We start from the raw sequence: 26,085 nt of genomic DNA, 5'->3' as shown, positions 1-26,085 counted from the left end.
CGCAGGACGTTGCCCCGCACATTGCGGACGTCAGGTTGGCTTCAGCTCGTCGGCCTCTCCTTGGCCGGACTCTTCGATCAGCGGCAGCTGGACCTGAAAATGCGCTCCGTTCATGGCAGATGAGCGGCCCACAAGGTACAGTCGGCCGCCGAACCAGCTGACATGGGCTCTGGTGAAGCTGATCCCCCGCCCCAACCCGTTCGGCCGCTCGGGAAGCACCTCACCGGCGTAGATTTTCGCAGCGACCTGGTCAGCAACGCCGGGCCCATCGTCCTCGACGTCGATGACCGCGCAGTCGACCTGAGTGCCGGCGATGGAGACCGGCTGTTTCGTCAGCGTCAGCCCGATCGACGCCCTGACGAACTCGGGCCCTTCCTGCGCCTGCATCGCATTGGTCATCAGATTTTCGATCGCCAGGCGAACGACTTGGCGGCTGCCGAAGATCGCCAGCGGTTCCCCCGGAACCCGTACCGTCACCGTCAGGCGGGCCGGGTACCTGGATTCGTAAAATCGGCGCAGCTCTTCCAACAGCTCACCGACATCGACACGTTCGGTGGCGAGCATCTCCTCCTTGCGTGTCTTCACGAGATCGGCACACCGCTCCTCGATCTCCTTTGCGCGCTTCGCGCCGAACGCGAGGGCCGAACGCATGCTGTCGAGACTGTCCGCGTCGACAGCATGTTTCAGCGCGGTCCGCAGTTCGAACAGATCTGTCTTCATCGTGTGTAACGTGGACGACAACGCCTCGTTGCGCATCTGCAGGCCGACTTGCTCGAGAACCAGTTGATTCCGCTGGTGCAGCTCCTGCACGGTCTCTTCGACGTACCCTTCCACGTCATCGCCGAGCATGGCGGCCAGCCCAGGCCCACGGAACCCGTACTGTTCTCCGTCGTGGCGGAGGATCCCCGCCACGACGGCACGCCGCAAAGCCGGTTCGACGTCAAACAGTACCGCCGTGGCAGGCTCGGACTGGACGCCGCCGAAGATCCCCAGCCATTCCCGCACCTCGTTCTCGCCGAACCGGCGGTCCGGTTCGTTGTCCTGCAACGCTAGCGCCGCCAGGCCGACGGCGGCCACATCCGGTTCGGCCAGCAAAGCCTTGAAGACACGACTGCGAAATTCTTCGAGAGCCTTTCGGGACCTCCGCCATTCGGTGATGTCGGTCATGGTCAATTCCGTGGGGCGCTTCCCCTCGCCGGCCAATAGACTCTCGAGAGCCGCACTGACCGCCGGTCGATAACCCGCGGTGTCGTAGCACAGCGCATCCACCACAGCGCCTCGGGCCCGAACCCCCAGCAGGTCGAGCAGCCACGCCATGTCGTCGCGGAGCTCGTGGGCGGTTGCCGGCCGGCCGCCGCCCTGCGCGGGGAAGAGCCGTTGCAACGGCAGCTGCCGGCACAGTGCGCGCAGCAGGTTGATCCGGCGTTCCGACGGTGACATGGTGCCGGATCCCGGGCCTCGCGCGAGGAGGCGGAAGAGGACTTCCGGCAGCATCCTGACCACCCCGACCGGCAGTGGCGCCGCCTCCGACGAGTTCAAGTCGAGCCAGACCGTTACCTGCGAAGGATCGTCGTTCGCCGGTGGCGGGCCGCTCGATCCGACCAGAAGCGTCCACGCGGCCGGGATGGCGATGCGGGTGAAACGGGGGTCCCGCAGGCCGTTGAGCGTCGTCTGGATTTCGTGCCCGGTACTTTCGGCGGTGTGGCGGGTGCTCTCGAAGCCGAGAAGCTCGTCCAGCGCGTCGGCGAAGGTCTGGACCGTACTCGAACTGAGCTCGCGGCACATTTCGTGCAGTGCCAGTACGAGGCGAGAGCCCACTGGGTCGGTTTGGGGATCCGGCCGCCATCGGTTGACGAAGTCGAGCTGCGGATCCGCGTCCGGGTCCAGGTACCAGGCGAGGGCGCCGGCCAGTCCCAGGTCCGGCCAGGGCCAGCGTTCCTGGCCGTAGGGCACGACGACCGGACCGCCGGGGGTACCGGCGTCCGGGGGTCCGTCCAGCATCATGCCAGCGGCAGGGAACTCCCTCGCGGTGATACAGGCACGTACCGCCTCGACCCACACCGGAGAGCTGTCGCCGGCCACCGTCACCAACCGCGTCTCCAGCTGCCGGGCGTACTCTCGTTCGGTTTCCTCCGTGGTTTCCTGCCAGGCGGCGAGGACGACGTCGGATGCGGTACGGCGAGCATGGCACAGACTTGCCAGGCGGCTTCGTTCGACCACTTCGCCTTCGCAGCGTTTGCTTCGCTCGAGGAGTTCGTTGTGGCGGCGATCCACCTCCCGCAGTGCAGCCTCCCGCGCACGGCGCAGAGCCTCATCTAGCTGGTCGCCGAGTCCGCCCTCGGAAATCAGGGCATCAGCGGCCGCGAAGTCGCCGCTATCGATCAGCCGACCGGCCGCTGCTTCGGCCGTAGCCGGTGGCTTAGCGAGGTCCAGCGCCACCCCCTGCGCCAGCTGAAGGTCCGAAAACTGCTGCACGGGATCCGAGAGAAGGCCGATGGTGGCGGCGTATCGCCACCTCTGGTCCGAAGCAGCCATGATGTCACGGAGGAGGTCGGTCACTGTTGCCCCCAACGTGCCAGTGGCTTCAACGCGTCCAACGCCGCGATGATCAGCTGCCGCTCCGGTTCACCGGCTGTCGCGGCCGCCCGGTCGAGTTCCGGCTGAAGCCGGGCGAGGGTCGCGGCCAGGGGCTTGACGTCTTCGACCCATCCCGTTTCTCCGGCATGCCGGGATGATCTGCTCAGCTCGTCGACGCGGCGTGCTGCAGCGATGATGGCGTCGAGCCGCTGCTCGTAGTTCCGCCGCCGCCTGCTGTGCACCGAACCCCCGCGTGGCAACGCTTCGGCGCTGGCTTCGTCGATCAGATCGCTCGCGTCCTGTTCGGCATGCTCGTCGAGCCACGCCCGCAGCCCGCCGACGTCCCGTCGCTCGGCCAGGGCCTGGATCCGGCCGAACACGCCGTCGGCGTGGAACAATCTTCCGTGCAGGCGCTGACCGTTGGCGAAATCGAAGGAAGTCCGCGCGGCGTGGGCGTGCCGAGTCTGCAGCTGTGACCACATCTTCTGCGCTTCCTCGTCGGCACGCGCGTGGTCGGTTGCCCGGACGATGTCCGCCAGAGGGACCGGCGCGGAGAACCTTTGCCAGTACTCCGTGGACGCGCGGGCGAGCTCGTCCCAGGGCTCCCCCAGATCCGGCAGCAGTTCCAGAGCCTCCGGCAGCAGCGACGTCACTCCGTCCGCAGGTTCGCCGTCGATCGGCCCCAATACCAAGTCTGCCGCCGCGACTGAGGTAAGCGCAGCGGTCTCGCCGGGGCTGAGGCCATCGGTGACGTTGTCGTAGACCGTCTGCGGACTCCACCGTGTCCGGTGCGCCGCGGCAACAGCACACAGCCATGGCCTGGGTTGCCAACCAGGGTGGGGCACCGCCCGGCGCAGCATCGCCGCACTTGCGAACGCGCCGCAGCGCCACTGGTCCAGGGTCAAGTGCTTCAGCCACGGCACGCGTTCGTCGTCGCCTACGCCGGTATGTCGCACCACCGCCGCGGCAGCTGCCCGGAGCACCGCATCGCCGGGGTATACGGACTCCAGCTCGTCAAGTAGGTCGAGGGGACGCGACGAAGCGGTGACTACAGCGAACACCTTGTCGACACGCGCAGCCTCGTCCGTCTCCGCAGCCAGCTGGTTGAGAAGGTCCAGTCCACCTGAGGCCGGCGGCAGCTGCGGTGTCCGGCCTCCTGCCGGTTTGCGGTCCGGCGTCACGACCTCCGCCGGCCGCAGCCGGCCGCCGAACAGGTCGAGCACCTGTGCCGCCTGGCCTGCTCCGACGATGCGGACGCCGATCTCCGACCGGAACAGCTGCCGGACTCCCGGGCCCGAGCTGAGCGCCAGCAGGTCGTAACTGGTGGCGACGACTTCCTGTTCGGTAGCGAGAACGTTCGGCGCCGCGCTCATCCGCTCGACTCGCGCCCGGACACCGCGCTCGCGGCTCAGCTCGTGCAGTGGGCCGGCCTGATCGCCCTCGCCGGACCGCTGGTACCGCAGCTCCACCCGCGCGCCTTGATCGAGCTGAGACCTCAGCGCGTCCACGAACCGCGGGTTCACGACCTGCGCGGCTAGCTGGCGCGATCCGATCATGATCCGCCCCTGGGAACTCCGGAGAACCCGCCAGAGCGCAGCACTGTGCTCCCCGTCCTCGATGACCTCCGCCCACGGTGCTGATTGTTGCGTCAGCATGCCCCGCAGCGATTGGATGGTGTTCGTCCACGCGTTCGCCCACGCGAGAACCGCGCTGTCGGCGACTTCGCCACCCTCGCGATCATGTGGAGGCTGGGGCGTTGTGAGCTCTTCCGGACCGGAGCCGCTCTGATCAGGCGGCCCGAATTCGCTGCGCCGCACGAACAGCGCCTGGCTGAGGCGGTACTCCGGCATCGCGCGAGCCATCGCGCGCAGCAGTGCTTCGATGGGCTCGCATTCGGTGGTGCCGGCGACGGCGCCGAAATCGAAACCCAGTTCCTTGTCGCCGATCGATCCGTCCAGCAGTGCGGCGCCTGTCACCAGCGCACGCCGATCGTCGGCAATCACCAGCCTGGCGTTTGCCCGGCTCGGCAGCGATGACCAGACCAGCCGCGGGTGCGCATCCGTGTCATCCGGCCCGCGGCGCAGGTCGGCCAGGGCATTCCTGACCCAGTCTTCAAGCTTGCTGTCGCGCTGGGAGCCCCACAGGATCGCAACCTGAACGCCTTGATCGAGCGCCTCGCGCAGCGGCTCGATCAGCCGTTGCAGGCCGTTTCGCCGGATACCGGGGCAGGCGAGGACGATTTGCTTGCGGGCGTCCTTGATGAGTTCGAGCGTCGTTGCCAGGTGGTCGGCCTCTCCGACGACCAGCCGGGCACGCACCTCGGACCGAATCCGGTGACGTACCAGCTCGTGCACCACACGAGCCTCCGCTGCCAGTTCGCTGTGAAACGCCGTCCGCGTCCCGGCCGGCTCCGTCCGGGCTTTGGCCACACGTCGCTCGAGCCGCTCCAGGAGCTCCTCGACCGGCCGCGAATCCTCGTACTGGGTGGTGCCCTGACCTCGCAGGTGCCGGGCGAACTCCGAATCCGGGAACTCCTCGACGTACCGCTTGATCCGCCGAGCCGCCGCCTCCCTGCGGTCGGCGGGCAGCCCTGGCCCCGGCGCCACCACGATTTGCAAGTCTTCGGTGTCGGGATCGATGCTCACACGCACATCGAGTGGCAACCATCGCTGCTCCTGGCCGGCACCCAGGCGTGCCGGTACCCGATACGCGGAGACCACGCGCCGGCGTCTGGTCAGCACGCTCTCATCGTCGGCGTTCCCCCGCTTGCTCTCCTCTTCGTCCAGCGCTCTGGCGACGTCGGCACCGGACAGGTCGTCGGCCCAGCCGTCGTCGGAGCCGACCTGCACGATCAGCCGGCCGTCGCGTACCTTCTTGGTTCCTTCCTTCGCGGGCAGTACGTAGCCGGTCAGCTTTTCGACCATGACGTGCCGCACTTCGTTGCCTCGCTCCGCTCCGCGCAGGCCGGAAAGGTCGTCCTCCTGCACGGCGTTCCGCACCTCCGCGGAGGGGCACATCGTGCCTTCGGTGAAGTCCAGCGTGAGGTAGGACCTGCGCCACAGGTCCGAAACGATGTCAAGGGTCAGCCGATCGCCAAGGCCCAGCAACGCGTTCAGTTCGCCGATCGTGTCGAAGCCTTCGACGACGGCGCGCAGTACGCCTTCTTCCATCGGCGACAGCCCCTCGCCAAGGGCGTATTCGACGCGCACCGGAACGACGTCGCACGGGACGAACACGGTGACCGTGCCGGTCACCGGTCGTTCACCTTGCCGGCGGGCATCACGGTGCCGAACTCCCGCAGTGCCTGCCCCAGCCGAGCCCAGACCTCCGAGCCACTGTTCTCTAGGTGGGGCAGGTCCCCGACCACGACGAGCAGGTCACGCGCACGGGACAGCAGGACGTTCAACAGGTGCGCTTGGGTGAGGTGACCGATGTTGCCCCAGGGCTTGCTCTGGTCGGCACGCCGGGTGTCCCGCACCATGGAGGCGATCACGACGTCAGCCTGCTGTCCCTGGAAGGCGTGCAACGTCGACACGTACGGCTTGATGTCGGCATCCTCCGCCAGGAGCTTGACCTGGGCGCGATAGGGCGACAGCACGGCGACGGGTCTTTGCTCGCTGCTGCTCGGCAAGGTCGCCGGCCGGGGCCTGAGCTGTGCGAACAGATCCCTGATCAGACCGGCCTCGGCCGGGTTGCGCCAGTACGGTTCGTCGCTCCCGCCCGTTCCACTGGTGTCCAGCCAGATGAGCGGGTGTTCGCCCAGCCACTTTGGCGCGGTCGGCCAGGCCGGTGAGTCCGCGCGGCCCGTGGTCAGCAAGCCGGGAAGGAGCTCGCCCGGCGCCGTGGATTCGGTCAACGGGTAGAACACGCGGCTGACGACCTCTGAAATGGGCCTTCGCATCCGGTACTGGGTGGTGAGCTTGCGGGTTGCGGTGCTCAGCTTCGACTCGGCCGCGCTCTGACCCGATTCGAAGAGCGTGCCGAACAGGTCGAAGAACCTGCGGAAGTCTTCGACGAGTTCCTCCTCGATGGCGATATCCGGATTGTCACTTCTTGCGCACTCACGCAGAAAGTCCTCCACCTCACGCCGCCGATGGGCAGGAAGCTGCCGGTGATCACCGATCAGGGTCCACCTGAGGCCACGGACCAGGGGGATGGCGAGTTCCGTCGGCCACGCCTTCGCCGCCTCCTCGACCACTACCCAGTCGTACAACGAGGAAGCCCCCGACCGGGCGACGGCATCCGGCGTCGCGGTGGCGCAGGTGGCGAACACCAGGTTGGCGCTGCGGCGAAGCCGGTCCGCCAGTTCGGGCTCGCACCCGGTGATCAGCGATTTCCACCTGCCCAACAACCGACGAGCCGCGTCATCGCGTCGGTCGGACAACTCGACCTCGACCCGGCGCCGTAACTCACCTGCCCGACGCTGTGTCAGCTCGACGATCCGGAACGGCCGCAGCGCTTGACTCACCCTGTCGGACCCCGCAGCAGAGGAAATCCTCAGCGGTATGACGTCCGATTCGCCCTTTATGCGACCCTTCTCATCGATCGTTTTCGTCACCTCGAGCACGCGCTGCGCGAGATTGTCGAGCGCGAAGTTGGACTGCGCCGAGATGAGCACCCGTCCCGGCTCCTTGGCCAGATATGCCGCTATCGCATGGGCGGCGATGGTCGTCTTGCCGGTTCCCGGCGGCCCTTGCAGCGCGAAGAAGGGCTGGTTGACCAGCATGTCGACGACCGCCGCGCGACCCTCGTCCTTCAGCTCTTTCGCCGCCTTCGACCACGGCGCACGCCGGCCGGCGATCGTGCGAGGCTCGCGCATCTGCGTCATCAGAGCACGGTTGTCGAGCAACTCCTGCCGAGCGGCATCCTGCCTCATCAACACCCGGTGCGTACCCCGGTCGCTGCCCGGGCACAACCACCCTGTTTCCGGCAGCCGATCAGCGCCGCCTCGTACCCGGAGCCTGAAGGCGTCCTGGTTGATCCGGTCCACGAAGAACGCGCGCAGCCCCGTCGAGCGACCGGGCTCGTTGCCGTTGTCCACGTCGGCCTCGATCTCCCGGTCATCCTCGTCGCCGGCGAGCTGCTCGAAGAAGGTCACGAAGGGTGGCCGGCGAGCCTCGCTTTCCGCGTACAGCGAGGCGAGCGCCGACCGGTAGCCGCGTGCCGAGTCGCGGTCCCGGTCGAACCGGACGACAGCGACCTCACCGTTGAACGATTCCCGCACGTACGCGTACTGGCGCGCCCGGTGCTCCACCCACTGGTACTCGACGAGCCAGTCGAGCGCCTGCTGATAGGCCTCGTCCTCCGTGGCTCCGGCGCTCGCCGACCGGGTTGCCCTCATCAAGGGGCCCCACGACGGGCGGCCTTGCCGTCGGGCAGTGAATTCGGCCTTGGCCATGTCGACCGGTACGGCCTCCACGGCGGGTACGGCACGTTCGGTGGAACTCCGACGCAGGCTCTTCAAGGCCGTCCGGCCCCGTTCACTCTCGAAACCCACCACGTACTTGATCAGCAGGACCTCTTCGACACTTCCCCCTTGACCTCCATAGGCGGATTCGAGGCGGTAGGGTCGGCAGTACCAGAGCGCCCGTTCGCCGACGAGGACGTGCTGCGCATCCCGTTTGGCACCGAGATCACCGACGACGGGAACGGCGCGATCGGCTCCGTGCGGCGAATGCACCAGCTTGGCCCGCCGCAGGTCGCGCTCGATCAAGTCGGCCAGCTGGGCCCGGCCCGCGTTCGTCGCCGGATCCGCCGTGATCCATCTCCAGCGAAACACCGTGTCGCGGAACTCCGCGGGCTGGAACCCCACCAGATAAGGCTGCTGTGTGGAGGTTGCCGACCACAGTTCGGTCATCGCTTGGTAGTGCTTGTTGATCCTTGCAACTACACCGGCCGCGGACGGGCGAACATTCATCGCCGGATCGATCATGTCGTGCAGCAGGTCGGCCAGCTGTGCAGGCAGTTCAGTCCCCACCCGCAGCAACCGGCGTCGCTCTTGTTGGACTTCTTCGACCCAATCTCGCACCGCCTCGCTGTCGGACGCGCCGGGAGGTGGCTCCGGCAGAGCACCGAGGAACCACTCCGACGCCAACATTCCCAGACTGAACACATCAGACCGGGGATCTTCTCTGGGCGCGCCCACAGAGTCGGGATAGAGCAACGACAGCCTTTCCGACGAAACGTAGACGAGCGCCTTCGCGCCTTGCTTCAAGAACAACGCCCTCGCCTGAGCGCCTCGGTCCGCGTCGATCGTCTGCGAGCGCAACAGGTCGGACACGAGCCTGCTCATTTCGAACCGGGACAGCTTCAGCTTCGGCAGCTCTCCCGAAACAGAGCTGTCCAGGTCGATAGTGCCGGGCCAGATGTTGCGGTGAACCACCCCGGTGCTGTGGAGGATGCTCAACGCGTCGGCGAGCATCGACAGCTGGTTCATCGCCTCCTCAGGGTTCCCGCGCATGAACGGAATGACTTGTTCGTCGTCGGCGAGCCGGTCGTTGAAGCCCTCGGTGATCACGTACGCGAACCCGGGATGACTGCTGGACGGCTCGACGTAGCCGCCGTCCGCCACAGACGGCAGAGCTGGGTGCCGGGTGGCGGCAGCTCGCAGCAGGATGCGCATCTCCTGATCCCAGAGGAGACCACCCACTTTGGAGACGTCCCAGTACGTCTGCAAAGTGACCGACTTGCTGGCCGAGTCCATGAGATCGTACCTGAAGATCGTGTCATGGATCAGCTCTACTCCGTCGACCGTGGCCCCCGCCGCGCGGCCGGGCACGTCGAATGTGCCGTATGCCCCCCCTGGACTGCAGAAAAGCTCCTCGACCAGGCGATCCATCTCCAGCTTTGACACGGTGCGTACACTCCAGAGCTGATCCGCGGCCAAGACAACAGGTCGGGAATCCTTGCACCGCGCGCGCCGGTTGGCAATGCCCGCCCTTCATTCGGCCCAGGGACGCACAGTGACGGCGATTTCACCGGAATCACCGGCGGTCGTTGCCGGGAATTCGCCGTGCAGAAGGTCGACCATGACGCCGACGCCTACTTCGATGACCTGTAGTACCAGAGCGATTTTCAATGGTCAGCGAGCTGACAATGACTTGACAGTTCCAGGACAAACCACTGTCCGCAGCGGAGACGCATGCTCACCGCGGTAGAGTGCCGACGACGCGAGGAGCGGAATGTGGAGCGAGGGTGGACGGTCGCCTCACCGCGCGGTGCCGATCGTGGACATCATGGAGTTCGAGTGGCATTCCGACCTTAGGCCGAGGTTCCTGCGGCCGCGGTCGATTAAGGAGTGGTCACGACGCACTGGCTGCGCGACACGCCCGTTGGTTGCGCGCCGCGCGCATGATCGCCGCCGTCCCCGGCAAGGGCTCCGGTTTCGCCATCGCGGCGTGCAACCGGCTCACATTCACGGCGCAACGTTTCGTTTCCGATCGGGGTCGATATCGTGACACCGTGGGCGGGCTGCTCGACCGGCTCCGAATCCTCCTGCGCGGGCTCAGGGCGAATATCGGGACGCGGTGGTTCTCGCACGAAATCGGGCTGAGGCCCCCGCCCCTTGCGTTCCCTCGGCCGGCAGTTCATGCGGCTGCAGAGTGACAGCCGGCGTGCAGGGCAAGCCGATCCTTCGGTTCGCCGTGCGATAGATAGCTTTCACCATTGAATCCCAGGGAACACTCGATCGGACAACTCTGCAACCGCTACAGAGGTTGAATCGTCGTGATTGATCATGGTCTGTCCGGCGTCGGAGCTCGGCGAGCCCGCCGGAGACGGCCGTCATAGCTCTCCTTTTGTCCGTCATCTTTTGATCTACCGGATCGTTTCTGCAGCGGCAAGCGCGACGAAGGTTCCTCATTCCGGTCCGACGGACATGCCCGTGGAGTCGCCTCGCGTGGCAGGATGCCGGGGAGAAGAGGAGGGCCAGTGGCGGATCCAGCGCGGCCGGCGACTAACCTGATCTCCGGGAACGTGGCCGGAGCCTCGGTGCAGGCCGAGACCATCCACGGTGGCGTGCACTTCCATGCGGCCGCGGCGCTGTCGGCCGAGCCTCCCGCCGTCGCGCCGCCCGAGGACTGGTCAGTGCTCCCGGAACTACCCGCGCAGATCGTTTCCCTCTTGCACGCCCAGATCCGGATAGCCGAGGAACTCCCGTATCGGCTGCCGGGCGCACGTCGACCCTCGCTCGCAACAGTCTACGTCCGCCAGGACGTCACGAGCGGGAGCGAAGCCCAGCCGGCCGAGCAGACTCGCCCGCTCCCAGTCCTCGACAGCAAGGGACAGCTGATTAACGTCCCGTACCCGCCGATCGCCCGGCTCTCGGTTCGCCCACCGGCGAGGAGCATGCGGGACGCACTCGACAGCGAGGACCACATGCTCGTCACCGGCGGCCCCGGCCAGGGCAAGTCCACCCTCTCGCTGCGGCTGGCGGCCGAGACCGCCTTACGCTGGCAGCACGCGAGCCACACCGCGCCGTTGCGCGAGCCTGTCGTCCCGCTCCGGCTGACGGCACGGGAGCTGGCCGCGCGCCTCGAACTGCCGTTCTCCGAGGCGCTGGCCGAGACCGTCCGCGGCGAGTACGGCGCGCTCCTCGCCCAGCCGCTGCGCCCGGACGACTTGGCCGGCCGGGTCGCCGGGTGCCGTTGGCTGCTGCTCGTCGACGGGCTCGACGAGGTCGCCGACGCGGCGCGGCGGGATAAGCTGGTCGCGGTCCTCGGCACCTGGGCCTCGGATGCCTACCGCGTGGTCCTCACCACTCGCCCGATTGAGGGTGCCACGCTGGCCCCGTTCCAGCGGATCGGCGCGGCGCGGTACGAGCTGCTGCCTTTCGACGAAGAGGCATTTCGCCTGTTCGCCGAGAACTGGTTCGCCAGCGACTGCGGTGACGCGAAGCGGTTCATCCGTCAGATCCGCGACGCCCATCTCGACGAGCTGGTCAGGGTGCCGCTGCTGGCCACGATCGCGGCGATCATCTTTGAGAAGCACGCCGATCGACCGCTGCCTGACAACCAGTACGAGCTCTACGAGACCTACCTCGGCCACATGAGGTCCGCGCACGCGCTGCCCCCGAGCCCGTTCGACGATCAGTGCGACCAGCTGCTGGAACACCTGGGCCGCGTCCGGCTCGAAGCCGACACCTCCCTGATCGAGGCGGCTTACAGCTGGCTGGCCGGCCATCACCCCGAGCTGGCCCGCGTGAGCGACTGGCGAGCGCGACTCGTTGGCCATCTGGGTGAAATCGGCCCGTTCCAGGTCCGCAACGGCGACCTGAAATTCCTGCACCACAGTTTCGCGGAGCACTTGGCGGCAACGGCGAAAGCCAGAGAGCTTCCGGCGGAATTCGACGCGACGCACCAGCAATTCGTGACCCTGCTCCACTCTGCGGAGCCCGAAGAACGTGGCCGTTACGCCCGTCGTGTGCTGTTGCACCACGCGCGGCTGTACCCGGCTCAGGCGGACCAGCTGATCCGCTACCTCCAAGGCGGACGCCCTCAGCAGCACCTGCTGGCGGCCCGCCTTCTGGCGTGGCACATTCCGGCCGGATCCGGCGTGGTGGACGTGCTATTAGCGACGGCCTGGGCATGGGCGGCGACGACTCAGCACCCGAGCGGGGAGATTCTGCGTCAGATCAGCCGCGCGGCCCACCATCCGGGCCTGGTGGAGTGGCTTCGCGGCATGATGCGCGACACGGCGATGCCCTGGCCGTCGCGCGTGGACGCGGCGGTGGCCCTCGCGACCCGCCTCGACACCGGCGACCGGGTGGAAGCGGTCGCGGCTCTCCGCACGGTGGTGAGCGACACGACGATCAAGGCACAAACCCGTCTGAACGCGGCCGAAGGCCTGTCGGAATGCGGCGCTGACGAGCGCGGCGCTGCGGTGAGCGGGCTGCGATCGATTCTCGCTTCCCCGACCGCCACAGCTGCGCAGTACAGCGACGCGGCGGTCGTGCTTGCCGGGCTGGGCGACGAGGCGAAGGCAGGAGCTGTCGAGGCGTTGACCGAGTTGCTTGACGACCCGGCGGCACCCGACATCGATTTGGTGATGGCGGCGGCCGGCCTCGTGGAGATCGGTGTGGAGTTCCACGAGCGCTGCGCGGCGGAGTTTCGGAAAGTGCTCGAACGGCGCTCGTGGTCCTCGATAGGGGTCGAGAAGGCCGCACTCGGCTTGGCGTCCCTGGGGCCCGATCTGATCGCGGAAGCCGCCGCCGCTCTCGAACGCCGGGTCGCCGATCGAAGCCTGCATCACTTCGTCCGGTTTCGAGCGGCCAGTGTCCTCTCGCAGCTGGGCTCTCAGCACCGGGTCCGGGCGGGTGAGCTGGTACCGAACCTCGCCGCTGAAGCCATCGGCAGTGCCTTCGGATCGGCAGATATCGCCTCCGCGCTCGCTGGCTGCGGCCCCGATTTCCACGAGCCGGCCGCGGCCCTCGCCCGGACGGTGCTCGAGAGCCCCGTGGCCGATGCGGCCGACCTCCTCTCGGTCGGCCGGACGCTGGTTAACCTCGGGCCGACCCGCCGCATCGACGCGGTGCACGTGCTTGACCTTGCTTGCAGCCACCCCCAGGCGTCGAGCATGACACGCATGAGCGCGCTCGGCTTGTTATTCGCCCTCGGCGACCCGCACCGGAAAGCCGCCGTGGAGCAGCTCCGGCTGGCGATGTCCGACCCGGAGCTGCCAGCCTCAGCCCAGTACGAGGCCGCTTTCGAGCTGTCGCAGGTGGGGCCCGAGTTCCACACCGTGACCATCACGGAGCTGAGACGCCTGGTAGCCCCACCCTCCCCAGTGAGGGTCCGGGTGAGGGCTTGGCGCCAACTCACGAGACTCTGTCCCGATCTGGAGAGCGAGGCCTCCACCACAGCACTCGTCTTACTCGGCGAAGCAGGCTGGGAAGCCCCGTACAACCAGGCTTCCTTCAGCACCGCCAATACCACGAATCCGGACGAGCTGGCGAACAGCGTCACGGCAGCGCTTCATGATCAAAACCGGAGCAGCAGCCGCCGCGCGGAGTTTGGCACCGACCTTTTACTTATGGGACGGCAATACCACGAGGCGGCCATCCGAGGTCTGGCCGAGTTACTCCAGGACGGCGAGGTTCCCGACGGCGAAATGGTTGTCATCGGACGTTACGCCTGCGATGCTGGCAGGGAACCGCGCAAGAGGATGGCTGACGCGTTCCGGGAAGTCGTTTTTTCCCCGCAGAGCAGCCCTAGGCGTGTGTGCGCAGCGGCCGAGGCGATGAATGCGATCGATGCTTTGGCCGATCCTGCCGTGCTCGCCAAGCTGAACTTGATCGCAGCCGATGCCTCAGCCGATGCGGCAACACGGTGTGATGCGATGCTTCTCCTGGTGAGGAACAAGATCGCCGAGCCGGCCGAAGCCACCGCACTGATCTGCCGGCTGCACGCCGAACTGCAGCCGTACATCTGGGAGAAAAGTTTCCGCGAGTGTGTCGTCGCCAGTGGCGGCTTCGAACCTGTGATAAAGGCATTACCGGCTGCCGGTCAGGTTCTGAACGCGTTGCGCCAACGGCTGGCGGCCAATACGGCGGAAGCGCACCCAGCCGCGGCCGCCGAGTTGGTCGCCGAGCTGCGCTCGCAGGCTACGGACCCGTTCCTGCGCGCCGATCTCCGGAGCAGTGCAATGACCCTGCTGGCGAGAATCGATCCGCGTACTTCAGGGGAGGCAACGGACTTCCTCCGGACGACCATGACTGACGAGAGACGGCCGATCGCTGATCGGTGCGACGCTGCTTACGAACTCGGGACGTTCGGTCAATCGGCCGGCGACGAGGCACGCCCGACACTCCTCCGGCTGGCCGGAATGTCCAGCCTGACTCCGCGAGAGCGTGGTGAGGCCCTGGGACTGCTGCGCAATTTCGGGCCTGAGGATCCGGTGACGCGCAGGGTGCGGCTCGCACTGGCCCGCGAACCGGCAGCCTCGGGCGAGGTCCGGGCCACTGCAGCCCGCGACCTGCCGGACTCAGGTGGGCGAGAAATTGCCCGGATGCTGGTGTTCGACTACCTCATCTCCCCCCGGGACTGGTCGGAGAACGTGAATCGTTGGCGGGACCGCCCACTGACCACCGAAGCGGAGCAAGTGGTATTGGACCGGCTTTCCGCGCCAGAGACGACCCCCGCAGAGCGCGTAACCGCGGCGAAGGCGTTGAGCGGATTTTCGCCAGGGCACGAACGGGAGGCGATCCGTCGGCTGGAGACGCTGACCGGTGGGCACTCGGTCGGTCGCCGGGCACGGATCGAGCTGACCGCGCTTTCCCCGGAGTGGCATCATCGATGCCTCGCGGACGCTTGCGCCGTGCTCGCCGACAGTGCGCGGGACGGACGCGACCGGGCCCACGCCGGTCTCACTGTCGCGGAGCTGACCTCCGAATTGCCGGCGCAGGTCCGGATACATCTGGAAGAGCTCCTTGCCGACCGGCGAATCGCGGGTGGTATCCGACTCCGCATGCTTTACGCGCTGAGGTGGCTGGACGAAGTCCGGGCGGTCCGGGATAACCCCGGCGAATTGCCGATCATTCGGAGGTCCGCAGCCAACTGGCTGTGTAGCTACGAACGACAGGATCGAGCCGCCGCCGCCGGTTTCCTGCATGAAGTTGCGACCGATCCACGATGTCATCCTCGACTGCGCTGGTGGGCCGCCGACGATCTCGCCGAACTGGGGGCCCGCGGACACGAACTCGGGTCCGCTGCACTGGATGCGATCACCGCGGACAGAGGGCTCCCGACCACCGTGCAACGAGACGCCGCGCGGGCGTTGGGACTGCAGCGTCCGGACCTTCGCGGCAGCCTCCTCGATCTGCTACGTGGGTTCGGCCGCACACGTGACCCGCTCTTGCGCTTGCAGGCTCTGGAAGCAATTCAGGTTTTCGAAGCTGACGAAAGCGCGCTGGGCTTTCTCGCGATGGCGCACGATCACGACCTGGCCCCGTCGGTCCGGTGCCGCGGCGCGTGGGGTGCCACCGAGCATCGCGAGCACCGGGAAGCAGCGGCGATCGTGGCCAGGGAAATCGCGCACGACGACCGTGTCGCCCCCCGTATTCGGTTATCCGCAGCACGGCTACTCGCCCTAGCGAGCGAACTCTGTCGCGGGGAAGCCCGAGAGATCATTAGAAACCTGCGCTGAACTGCACCCAGCACCTGGATCGCAGCCCGAGGTGCCATTAGATTGGACCCATTCCCGAACCCATTCTGGTCGCCATCGCCGCAGCACTGGCAGCAAAAACGCGACCGGCATATACGACTTAGAGCTTGTCTCATGTGGTGGGTTTGCGGAGTTTTTTGTGGCAGGTGAGGGCGGCGCCGAGGAGGAGGAAGGCGAGGAAGTGCTGGGCTTTGCGTTCGTAGCGCAGGGTGAGGCGGCGGTAGCCGGTGAACCAGGCCATGGTGCGTTCGATGACCCAGCGGTGCCTGCCGAGTTTCTTGCTGGTCTCGATGCCTTTGCGGGCGATGCGGACCTTGATGCCGCGGTCGCGGACCCAGCGCCGCAGGTCGGGTTGGTCGTAGGCCTTGTCGGCGTGCAGCTTGGCGGGCTTGCGCCGGCGTGGGCCGCGCCGGGACTTGATCGCCGGGATTGCCATGACCAGAGGTTTGAGGGCATGAATGTCATGGGTGTTGGCCGCGGAGACGGCCACGACCAGCGGCAGCCCCGCACGGTCGGACAAGGCATGGATCTTCGAACCGGGCTTGCCTCGATCGACCGGGCTCCGACCGGTCAGGGATCCCCTTTTTTGGCCCGTACGCAGGCACCGTCCACGATCGCGCGGCTCCAGTCGATGAGGCCCTGGCTGCCGAGTTCGTCGAGCACCGCATGGTGCAGCCGGCGCCAGAGCCCATCTTGGGTCCACCGGCTGAAGCGGCGGTGCGCGGTCTGGAACGGCACCCCGAACGACGGCGGCAAATCCCGCCACGCGCAGCCGCTGGTCAGCACGTACACGATCGCCGTGAACACCGCACGAGCCTACACCGGAGCCGTGCCGCCTCCTTGCGGACGCGGCCGGAACTCCGGGATCAACAATTCCACCAGTGCCCACAACTCGTCCGGCACCAACCGCAGCGACAACCGATCAACCACGAGCAAGATCATGGCTCACGAAGCATCGATCACCACGTAAGACACGCTCTTAAGCTGATCAAGACCTACACCGCGGAGGACGACCCAAACCATCTTCTCAGCCGCCCGAACGGCTACAGCTCGAAGACTGCATTCGGGGACTCACGCGTCAAGGCCGACGACGTCGAGTACCTGAAGGAGGACGCAGCAGAGCGCGGCGGATCGGTGGAGGTGTTCACCACTGAAGAAGCCGCCAAGGCACGGATGGACTTCATCCAGGCAGTGGCGAAAGGACTGCCCGCAGTCGGCGAATACGACTACGTCAAGGGCGGCGCCCTGGTACGGGAGTCGCGATTCCTGACGCCGGACCAGGCGTAGGATTACCAGGCGGCGCTGGGCGCCTGACCACACGCAAAACACATCCTGGACAATGGCGTCCGGTCCGCTTTCTGCCAGCGACATTCGATCTGCTGGCCGGCTGCTCCACGAAGCAGTGCAGGCCGCCGGAGGTAGCCCACCAATCCCCGGCGACCGCCTCGCAGCCCCGTGCGGTACAGGCGTCGGACGTGTCCGAACACGACCAGGCGCCCGTTCGACATCAGAACCATCTGGCGATTTTCTGGCGATGGGAACCCGAAGCAACATTGCCGTAGCTGCCCCTCCAGGAAGCAACCCGGGCAGACGACCTGCAGTAGTACCCGTTGGGCCTGGTCAAACCACGTGCCACACTTCCCTGACACGGAAGAGGTCACTGGTTCAATCCCAGTATCGCGCACCACCTGAAACTGCAGGTCGGCGACAATCCGGCGACGGCACCCAGCGCCGGGATGGCCGCCCCGACCGTAGGTGCGGGAACCAGGACACCAGCTTCGCCCGCTCTCCCGGGTACAGCGACACCAGCGTTCCGCCAGGACGTCCAGGACCTGATTCACCATCGCGGGCGTCACGTGGTCGTAGACCCGGGCGGCGCCCTCCATCTTCTGGCTCAGCCGCGCCCGTCGCGCGACCTCCGGGATCCGCTCGTGGAACGTGAACGTCGGCAGGATCGGCGGACGCCGCTGCGGGTTTCGTCCAGCTCGACACCGTCCCAGGCCGGCCGCCGGAACCTGGGTCCGGATGTTTGACCGCCGCCACGGATGACCCTCCGGTGTGGACAGCACGAACGGATCGCGGTGGCTGTCCATCAGCTCCTTGCAGAGCACCGCGATCCCTGGCGGCAACGCCACGAACCGAGTCCCCGCAGGGGTTTTCGTCCGGCCCCTCTCCGGCCGGGAGCCGCATCGCGGCGCGCAACGACTGAGCCGGCGGCGTGACGGTGCGTTGTGTGTCAGGTTGCGGATGCCATGTCCGCCACCAGGATGTAGTTCGGATGCCGGTCGAGGTTCTTGCGAGCGCGGTCGTAGCGCATGGCTTGCGGGTCGGCGTGGCGTTCTGCGATCTGGACGCGCAGCCTTGGCCGACAGGGCCGGCATTGACGCTTCGACCTGTACGGGCTTCCCGAAGAGGGTTATGCGGGAATTGGGAGGAGTGCCAGGCCGCCGAGTTCCCCGGAGGGCAGGATGACCAGCCGCATGCGTTGCGGCTTGGTGGCGAACTGGATCGTGAGGTCCGCGACGACGGCTCCGGATGCGGCTGTCTCGTGGTGGACGATCGTGACGTCCCCTGCGGGGCCGGCGGGCTGGATCTTGTTCGTCCAGGCACGTTCGAGTTGTTCCGGGGTGATCTTGGCGCGGGCCTGCGCGGCCAGCCGTGCGTGCACCTGTGAAATGTGTCCGTCCAGGAAAGCGCGGGCGACCGCGTGGGCGTCGTCCCGCCAGGAGGGCCGTGGTCGCGGCGTGTCGGCTTGTCGAGGGTCTTCACCGGCCAGCGCCAGGTGCGCGGCCTGCTTGAGGTGCGCTGAGTAGGCCGGGCTGCCCTGGTTGCTGACGAGGATCGCGACGGCGCGTTCGCGCGTGTGGTCGATGCTGACGCAGGCGCTGAACCCGCCGGTGCCGCCGCTGTGCTCGCGCACGCCGTCCGGTCGCACGATCCAGGCGAGGGCTTGTCCGGCGCCACCGTCGACGGGCAGTACGGGTGTCTGGGCGAGCGTGATCGAGGCGCCCAGCGCCGTGGGCGGCGGGAACAGGCAGGCGTGGGCGTAGCGGGCCAGGTCCTCGATCGTCGCCTCGACACCGCCGGCGCCGAGCGGCTGCTCCCAGGGAGGCACCTCGTGGCCGTCGGCGTGGCCGGACAGCAGCGTGCCCGCACCGCGTTGCCCGACCCCGGAGCGGGTCATGGCCAGTGGGGTGAGCAGGCGCTCGGTGATCAGTGCCGGGTAGTCGTGCCCGCTGGCTCGTTGAAGGATCAGACCGAGTAGCTGATAGCCGAGGTTGGAGTAGCGCCACGGGTTTCCGGGAGTCACGGTCGCTTGGCGCAAGCCCTCCTCGGCGCGCTCGAAGCTGTAGCCGGCCCAGGGATCGCGCGGATCGCCTTGGCCGATCCGAAGATTCGGAGCTGTCGCAGGCAGGCCGGAGGTGTGCGTGGCCAGCCGGCGAAGCGTGATCGCGCCGTTCGGGCCGGCCGACAGCCACCGCCCGATCTCGTCGTCCAGGTGGAGGAGGCCGTCCCCGGCCAGCAAGGCCAGCAGGGTCGCCGTCATGGTCTTGGTGACCGAACCGATCTCGAATCGCCGATCCGCGGCAATCGCCGTAGGAGCGACGGCGGTGACCGTCTCGGTGCGGTCGAGGGCGGCAGCTGCGAACACCACCCCTTCCGTGTCGGACGAACGGCTCAGTGTCTCGGTGAGCGAGTGGGCCGCCTGGTGTGTCCAGGTCATGGTCGTACCCCTTCGGGACGAAGCTGGTGAGATGCCGCGGGCTCGGCGAGTGCCCGGTACACGGAGGCGACCGAGGGGTGTCCGCCGGCGTTCCTGCCGGTTTTGATCGTCAGCTGCCGGGCGATGTCGGGAACGGACACGCCCTGGTCGTGCAGGCTGCGGGCGAGGGCGAGCATGTCCTCGTCGAAGACCTTCGGCCGGCCGCTGCGATGCCCCTTGGCCGTGGCGGCCTGCTGGCCTTCCCGGGTTTTCTCCCGGACGTAGTCACGGTCCAGGCCGGCCGCCGCCGCGAGGACGGCGAAGAGCGTCGAGCCCGGCCCGTCCGGGTCATGGATCCCGGCGAGCGGGCCGGTCAGCACTTCGAGCCGGATCTCGGCGGCCTGGACGGCGGCGGACAGGGCGATCAGTTCAGCGGTGTTGCGTGCCAACCGCTTCAGCTCGTGCACGGTCAGGATCACGGCCTGGCCGGGGGCGGTTCGGGTGAGCTCGATAGCCAGTGCCAGGGCTTTGTCCAGCTCGGGGCGCGTCTTGATTCCGGTGTGGACCTGTTCGGCGAGGACGTGCCGGCACCGCGCGCTCGTGAGAGCGCCGAGCTGGCGGTCCAGGTCCGCCGACGCGGGCGAACAGCAGGCATAGCCGACGCGGATCGGCGTGCGGGGATCGTGGGTTGCCCGGGCGGGGACGGCGTGCCAGGGACGCCCCGGCCCGCGGTCGTCGGGAACGTCGACCTCGTGCGCGTCGCGCAGGGCGGGGATGAGGAGAAAGCGGGGTGTGTGGTACTTGAGCGCGGTGGTGCCGCCGCGGGTGCGGCAGGGGCTGCCGGCGGGAACGCCGCAGGTCGGGCAGTCGAGCTGCTCTGCGGCAGCGGCGGCTTCGCGCGGGGTCGGTTCCACACCGCACACTTTCGCAAAACTATCTATCAAAAGTCAAGTGAGATGCGCTCGTCTCCCCCCGGCGGTCAACGTGTGAGTACTTCCTGCATCTCGACAGAGGCCCGATGTTCCTGCCAGGTGTGAGGTTGTGGCGAGTGGTCGAGCCCCGACCCGGGCGTCGGCCGCCGCCGGCCAAGGCAGCTTGTTCTGCCTGTGCTGACCGCAATCAGGCAATCGACACATGCGGAACGCGTTACTTGGGCGGCGGCGGCGTACGGCCCTCAGAGTTGTGACCAGCCCCCGTCGACCGGGAGTTCGAGGCCGGTGATGAAGGTCGCGTCGAAAGCGAGGAAGAGGACAGCCGTGGCGAGTTCCTCCGCCGTTCCGAAGCGCTTCATCGGATTGGCCTCACGCAGCTGCGCGGTGATCTGGGCTTCCAGATCTTTGTCGGGCATCGACTTGCCGGCGATCGGCGTGTCGGTGGGGCCGGGCGATACCGCGTTGACGCGAATCCCCCGGGGAAGAAGCTCGGCAGCGAACATCCGGGCGAAGTTCCGCAGCGCGGCCTTGGCCCCGCCATATGCGGCGAGCAGGGGCATTCCTTTGACGTTTGCGGTCGAGGTCGTGAGGACAACGGAACCGCCACTGGTGATCAGCGGCGAAAGTTTCTGCACCGCAAAAAACGGACCCTTGGCGTTCAGGTTGAACATCTCGTCGAAGGTCGCCTCCGTCGTTTGCTCGAGGGGGGCGAAGAGGCTGAACCCGGCGTTGACGAAGAGCAGGTCCAAGGTGCCGAACTCCGCCTTCGCGCGACCGGCGAGAGCGTCGAGGTCCGTCAACGAACGCGCGTCGCTCGAAACCACGATGGCGTCCTTCCCGATCTCCTCCCGGGCCGAATCCAGGCCTGCCTGCGAGCGCCCGGTCACCAGAACGCGCGCACCTCCATCGAGGAGCATCTTCGCCGTTGCCAGCCCGATGCCGCTTGTGCCGCCGATGATGACAACCTTTTTACCTTTGTACCGGTCCATGAGTGTTCTCCTTTGCGACGCCGGAGCGTCTGGTTCGGCGGAAGCCAGTCGGCGCGGTATTGCGCGAATGCCTTCAGGCGATAAAGCGGTGGATGGCCTCGTTGGCGTGGTCCTGAAAGGACGGGTTGGCCAGGTCAGGGAAGATTTCCGCCTGGTCGACCAGCGGACCGGTGGTCGTGTTGGCGGCGCTGGCGTAGAAAACACCACTCGACAGGGTGGGATCGATGACACCGTCGACCAGCCGCTTTGCGCCCACCTCGAGTTTGTGGGAGATCTTCAGAACCGGCATGACGTATCTGGCCGCCAGGCGCAGTGGGAGGCTCATATCGTTGGGCCCATCAGTGCCGGACGTATTACCAGGGCTCACGGTGACGAATCGCCGGTCCGGGTATCGGCGGCCCAGGGAGGCCATCCACAGGGCCGCGATGTACTTGACCTGCCCGTGGGCCAGGTTGCGGTCGAGCCTTCTGCCGGTGAAGTAGCTGCCGTCGATCACGGTCGCGAGTTCATCGGCGGAGGTCGAGGCGAACGATGGCCGTTTCATCCCGAACTTCGGCACTCCCCTGGCTGCTTCGCTTCCGGCGTAGACCGCCACCTCGCCAAGCCGGCCCTCGGTCAGGAGTGTGTCGAGCAGGACGGCGTGACCCAGAACGTTCACCGCGAAGACAGTGGTGACCCCGTCGGCGGTCAACGCCGTCGGTGTCCGGCCGCCGACTCCACCGGCGTTCATGACCAGCGCGTCGAGGGATCCGTCGATGCCGGCCAAGGCGGCGCGGACCGAACCCGGGTCGGCGACGTCCATGAGGACGATCTCGAAGATGGCCCGGCCGGTCTTCGCTTCGAGTTCGGCCCTGGCCTCGCTCGCCCGATCCCGGTTCCGGCACGCCAGGTAGATCCGCGCCACCTCAGGGCGCAATGCCAGTTGCCGGGCCACATCCTTGCCGATCCCGGCGTTGGCGCCCGTGATCAGCACGGTCTTCACCGGGACTGCGCTCATCGTGACGCCCTCACACCTTCTGCCGGCCCGGCCAGGCCGATCACGACCTTCTTGCGTACGTACCAACTCATGGACACCCTCTGTTGTTAGTCAGTCAACTAACACAGTAGCCGCGGAGGCCGGGCGTCGTCTATAGTTAGTTAGATGACTGACACACGGTCTGGTGGTGAGCGAGGTGACTGACGCGATGGCCGAGGGCGGATCACGAGCTCGGGAGCGCCGGGGGAAGCGAGACCGACTGATCGCCGGCGCTTCTCAGGTGTTCTACGAACAGGGAGTGGAGCGCACGACGATCGCCGACATCTCTGCCGCTTCCGGCGTTCCCCTGGGCAACGTGTACTACTACTTCAAGACGAAGGACGCCATCGTCGATGCTGTCGTCTCCGCGCGGACAGCAGAGATCGAGTCGACCTATGCGGCTCTGGCCGAGCGGCACGACGCCCCAGCCGACCGACTCAAGGCACTGTTCAGATCACTGTCGGAGGAAGCCGACATGATCGCGCAGCGCGGCTGCCCCATCGGTTCTCTCTGCACAGAGCTCTCCAAGCGCGTGACGGGCCCGGAGCCGCACTCAGCCAAGCTGATGCACGCCCTCGTCGACGGGGCCGAGCAGCAGTTCCGGGAAATGGGACGCAGCGACGCTCACGAGCTCGCCGTCGAGATGATCACCGCCTACCAGGGAACCGCGGTCCTCTCCCACGCCACGGCCTCACCGGAGCTTTTGAGACGCGAAGCTGACCGCGTCGACCGCTGGATCGATGACGTTCAGCCACGCCCCTGACGACGGCGCGCGACTTCGCACCAAGTCACGCGTTGGCAGGCTCGTTGCTCCCGTGGCAATGCCGTCACCGCAGCCCGCAGCTCATGCGCCGCACTACAGATTGGCGAAAAACATGACCATCAGTTTGATCGACCCCCAGGAACTGCCGAAGGTGGGCTTTTTCCGGCAGGTCTCGATAGCCACCGGATCGAAGCTGGTGTTCATGGCCGGCCAGGTCGCCTGGAACGCGGACGGAACCTTGGTGGGCGAAGGTGACCTCGCCGCGCAGGTTGAGCAATGCTTTCTCAACGTCGGCGCGGCGCTCGCCGAAGCGGGTGGCTCGTTCGACAACGTCGCGAAGCTGACCACCTATGTCACTGATTGGAACATGGACAAAATGAAACTGGTCACCGAGGGCCGTGATCGGGCCCTCGCGAAACTCGGCGTCACGCTAAGCGCGCCCGGAACGCTGATAGGTGTCGCCGCCTTGTACTCCCCTGATCTCTTGGTGGAAGTCGAAGCCATCGCCGTGATCGACTAGTGCCGCGTCAAACGACGTCGGGTGGGTGATCCGGGCGGCGTGGCTGGGATCGTCGCTGCCGTCTCGGGTCGGCCGGGCCCTCGTGGCTCCGTTGAGGACAGTGGAGAGCAGCTGGTTGTCGAGGGACGACCGGTACTTCGCGACCGTGTTCAGCTCCGGGTTCTTCAAGCCGTACCACTGTGAAGAATTTCTAAAGGGCACAAGAGGTTGCCCGATCCGGGGAGCGGCCTCATGTTTCGAGCCAGCGCGAAACGTTTTCGGGCCGGTTGACGGTGCTCGCGCGCCGCTGGCAGCGTCGGCACGGCTGCTTTCGTCACTGGGGCTGACCCTTACCGGCGAAAACAGACGCCCGCAGGAGGACGGGACCAGCTGCGGGCCCGCGTCCTGGGGCTGTCGCGAACCCGATTTCCGGCGGACGGCCGGGTGCCGCGCCGCGGCGTCGAGCGCCTGCGCGCGGTCCCGGCGACGGCCGCCACACGATCTTGAAGGGTGCGGGCACGGGATTGCTGGAAGCCACGGTCCTCGGCCCGGTCGGCGCGCGGGTCCACGGGACACCGGTGCCGGTCAAGGGGCGGCTGGGGCGCACGGTGCTCGCCGCGCTGGCGCTCGCCTGCCGGCAGCCGGTGTCGGTGGAACGGCTGGTCGACGCCCTGTGGGGCGAGCGGCCGCCGGCCACCGCGCGGACCCAGGTGCACATCCAGGTGTCCAAGCTCCGCGCGTCGCTCGACCGGGCCGGCGCGGCCGGGGCCGTGGTCACCGTGCCGAGCGGGTACCTGCTGGACTGCCTCGTCGACGTCGACGAGGTACGGCAGCTGCTGTGCACGGCGCGGGCGGCCGGGGACCCGGCGGACACGGCCGGTCTGCTGCGGTCCGCGCTCGACCGCTGGACCGGGACGCCGCTGGGCGGGGTGACCGCGCACCTGGCCGGCGCGGAGCTGCCCCGGCTGGACGAACTGCGGATCGGCCTGGCCGAGGAGTGGATCGACGCGGAGATCGCGTGCGGGCGGGCCGCGCGGCTGTTGCCCGAGCTGACCGCGCTGGTGCAGTCCCACCCCCTGCGCGAGGGCCTGCACCACCGGCGGATGCTGGCGCTGCACCGCGCCGGGCGGCGGGCCGACGCCCTGGCGGCGTTCCAGGAGGCCCGGCGCGTGCTGCGCGAGGAGCTGGGCATGGATCCGTCGCGGGAGCTGCTCGCGCTGGAGGCGGAGGTCCTCTCGGTCGAGACGCCTCCGGCGGTGACCGTGGTGCCCGCCCAGCTGCCGCCGCGGGCCTCCGGGTTCGCCGGGCGCGACGCGGAATCGTCCGCGATCAGGGCCGCGGTGGCACGCCGGGCCGACGCGCCGCCGCTGGTCCTGATCACCGGGATGCCCGGGATCGGCAAGACGGCACTGGCCCTGCACGCGGGCGCGGCGTCGGCGCACGCCTACCCCGACGGCCAGCTCTACGCCGACCTGCGGGGCGCCGACACGCGACCGGCCGCACCGCACGAGATCCTCGCCGGTTTTCTCCGTGCACTCGGGGTGCCGGCGCGGTCGATGCCGGCCACCGTCGAGGAGCGCACGGCCGAGTTCCGCAGCCGCACGGCGGGCAAGCGGGTGCTCGTGGTGCTGGACACCGCCGCCACCGCCGCGCAGATCGAGCCGCTCCTGGCCGCCGATCCGGGCTGCGCCACGATCGTGACCAGCAGGTCCGTTCTTCCCGAGGTCGGGCCGGCGGTCCGGGTGCCGCTCGCGCCGCTGTCCGACCAGGTGGCCGGGACGGTGCTGGCGAACGCGGCGGGCGCGGCGCGGCTGGGCGAGGACGACGGCACGGTCGCCACGGTGCTCGAGGCCTGCGGGGGTGTGCCGCTCGCGTTGCGGATCGCCGGGGCGCAGCTCGCCGCGTACCCGACGCTCAGCGTGGCGGAGCTGGCCGCGCGGCTGTCCGACGAGTCGAGGCGGATGCGGGAGCTGACGGTCGGGCAGCGCAGCGTCCGGGACAGCCTCGACGCCAGCTTCCGGTTGCTGGACCGGGACGCGCGGGCCGCGATGCTGGCGCTGGCGGCGATCGGGTCGCCGACGTTCACCGGCTGGCCGCTCGCCCCCGTGCTCGACGTGCCACTCCCCCGCACCGGCGAAGTGCTGGCCCACCTGTGCGCGATGAACCTGCTCGACCAGGCCGGCCCGGGACGCGACGGGGTGCCCCGCTACCGGATGCACGACCTCGTCCGGGCCTACTGCCGCACGGTCGGCCCGTCGCTCGGCCCGCGCGCCCTGGACCGGCTGGCGGGGTGGGCGGTCGCGCTGACCCGGCACGCCTACGAGGGCATGCTGGGCATGCGGGTCGGTTACACCGTGCTCGCCGAGACCGCCGCGCCACTCGGCCAGGACGTGGTGGGGCACGTGGTGAAGGAACCGCTGCCGTGGGTGGGCGCGGACGTCGACGTCCT

At 67.8% G+C, this 26,085-nt stretch carries 12 protein-coding genes and 1 pseudogene; 5 read left to right on the top strand and 8 right to left on the bottom strand.

Translation table 11 applies throughout. From position 1 onward, the window contains the following. Window positions 1–30: 30 nt before the first annotated feature. Genes ACGFMK_RS35990 through ACGFMK_RS35980 form a run of 3 tightly spaced genes read right to left on the bottom strand, consistent with a single transcriptional unit; the run spans window position 31 to window position 9,430 of the window. Window positions 31–2,559 (bottom strand): sensor histidine kinase, encoded by a 2,529-nt coding sequence (locus tag ACGFMK_RS35990; RefSeq protein WP_392773077.1) that lies wholly within the window; start codon window positions 2,557–2,559, stop codon window positions 31–33. Then, window positions 2,556–5,831: a hypothetical protein gene (locus tag ACGFMK_RS35985; protein WP_392773074.1), complete on the bottom strand. Its 3,276-nt coding sequence runs from the start codon at window positions 5,829–5,831 to the stop codon at window positions 2,556–2,558. The genes ACGFMK_RS35990 and ACGFMK_RS35985 overlap by 4 nt, the downstream gene beginning before the upstream one ends. Next, window positions 5,828–9,430 carry an AAA domain-containing protein gene (locus tag ACGFMK_RS35980; RefSeq protein WP_392773071.1) on the bottom strand — a complete coding sequence of 1,201 codons (3,603 nt, stop codon included), beginning with the start codon at window positions 9,428–9,430 and terminating at the stop codon, window positions 5,828–5,830. The genes ACGFMK_RS35985 and ACGFMK_RS35980 overlap by 4 nt, the downstream gene beginning before the upstream one ends. Before the next feature lie 1,076 nt (window positions 9,431–10,506). On the opposite strand from ACGFMK_RS35980, the gene ACGFMK_RS35975 reads away from it, so the two are divergent. Further along, window positions 10,507–15,717 (top strand): NACHT domain-containing protein, encoded by a 5,211-nt coding sequence (locus ACGFMK_RS35975; protein ID WP_392773068.1) that lies wholly within the window; start codon window positions 10,507–10,509, stop codon window positions 15,715–15,717. A gap of 130 nt (window positions 15,718–15,847) precedes the next feature. Here the strand turns inward: ACGFMK_RS35975 and ACGFMK_RS35970 are convergent. Continuing rightward, a pseudogene (locus tag ACGFMK_RS35970) lies at window positions 15,848–16,665 on the bottom strand (IS5 family transposase). Here ACGFMK_RS35970 and ACGFMK_RS35965 point away from each other — a divergent pair. After that, window positions 16,576–17,022: a hypothetical protein gene (locus ACGFMK_RS35965; protein WP_392773133.1), complete on the top strand. Its 447-nt coding sequence runs from the start codon at window positions 16,576–16,578 to the stop codon at window positions 17,020–17,022. The pseudogene ACGFMK_RS35970 and the gene ACGFMK_RS35965 overlap by 90 nt on opposite strands. A 1,129-nt stretch (window positions 17,023–18,151) precedes the next feature. Here the strand turns inward: ACGFMK_RS35965 and ACGFMK_RS35960 are convergent. The 4 genes from ACGFMK_RS35960 to ACGFMK_RS35945 form a co-directional block, all read right to left on the bottom strand. After that, the gene (locus tag ACGFMK_RS35960) at window positions 18,152–19,459 is read right to left on the bottom strand and encodes a serine hydrolase domain-containing protein (RefSeq protein WP_392773066.1); all 1,308 of its coding nucleotides are present in this window, start codon (window positions 19,457–19,459) and stop codon (window positions 18,152–18,154) included. Beyond that, window positions 19,456–20,352 carry a recombinase family protein gene (locus tag ACGFMK_RS35955; protein ID WP_392773064.1) on the bottom strand — a complete coding sequence of 299 codons (897 nt, stop codon included), beginning with the start codon at window positions 20,350–20,352 and terminating at the stop codon, window positions 19,456–19,458. The genes ACGFMK_RS35960 and ACGFMK_RS35955 overlap by 4 nt, the downstream gene beginning before the upstream one ends. Before the next feature lie 260 nt (window positions 20,353–20,612). After that, window positions 20,613–21,359 carry an SDR family oxidoreductase gene (locus ACGFMK_RS35950; RefSeq protein WP_392773062.1) on the bottom strand — a complete coding sequence of 249 codons (747 nt, stop codon included), beginning with the start codon at window positions 21,357–21,359 and terminating at the stop codon, window positions 20,613–20,615. A 73-nt stretch (window positions 21,360–21,432) separates the two neighbouring features. Further along, a complete protein-coding gene (locus tag ACGFMK_RS35945) occupies window positions 21,433–22,356 on the bottom strand; it encodes an SDR family NAD(P)-dependent oxidoreductase (protein WP_392773059.1) in 924 nt (307 codons plus the stop codon). Between the two features lie 166 nt (window positions 22,357–22,522). On the opposite strand from ACGFMK_RS35945, the gene ACGFMK_RS35940 reads away from it, so the two are divergent. From ACGFMK_RS35940 to ACGFMK_RS35930, 3 genes are all read left to right on the top strand, one after another. Beyond that, window positions 22,523–23,137, top strand: coding sequence for a TetR/AcrR family transcriptional regulator (locus ACGFMK_RS35940; protein WP_392773057.1), 615 nt, complete (start codon window positions 22,523–22,525; stop codon window positions 23,135–23,137). Between the two features lie 112 nt (window positions 23,138–23,249). After that, window positions 23,250–23,657 (top strand): RidA family protein, encoded by a 408-nt coding sequence (locus ACGFMK_RS35935; RefSeq protein ID WP_392773054.1) that lies wholly within the window; start codon window positions 23,250–23,252, stop codon window positions 23,655–23,657. 503 nt (window positions 23,658–24,160) lie between these two features. Then, window positions 24,161–26,085: BTAD domain-containing putative transcriptional regulator (locus tag ACGFMK_RS35930; RefSeq protein WP_392773052.1), on the top strand; the 1,925-nt coding region annotated here is incomplete at its 3' end.

The sequence above is a fragment of the Amycolatopsis sp. NPDC049252 genome (assembly GCF_043197175.1).
GTDB lineage: Bacteria > Actinomycetota > Actinomycetes > Mycobacteriales > Pseudonocardiaceae > Amycolatopsis.
Note: the sequence above shows the minus strand (reverse complement) of the source record. Positions and strands in the feature narration are given on the sequence as shown.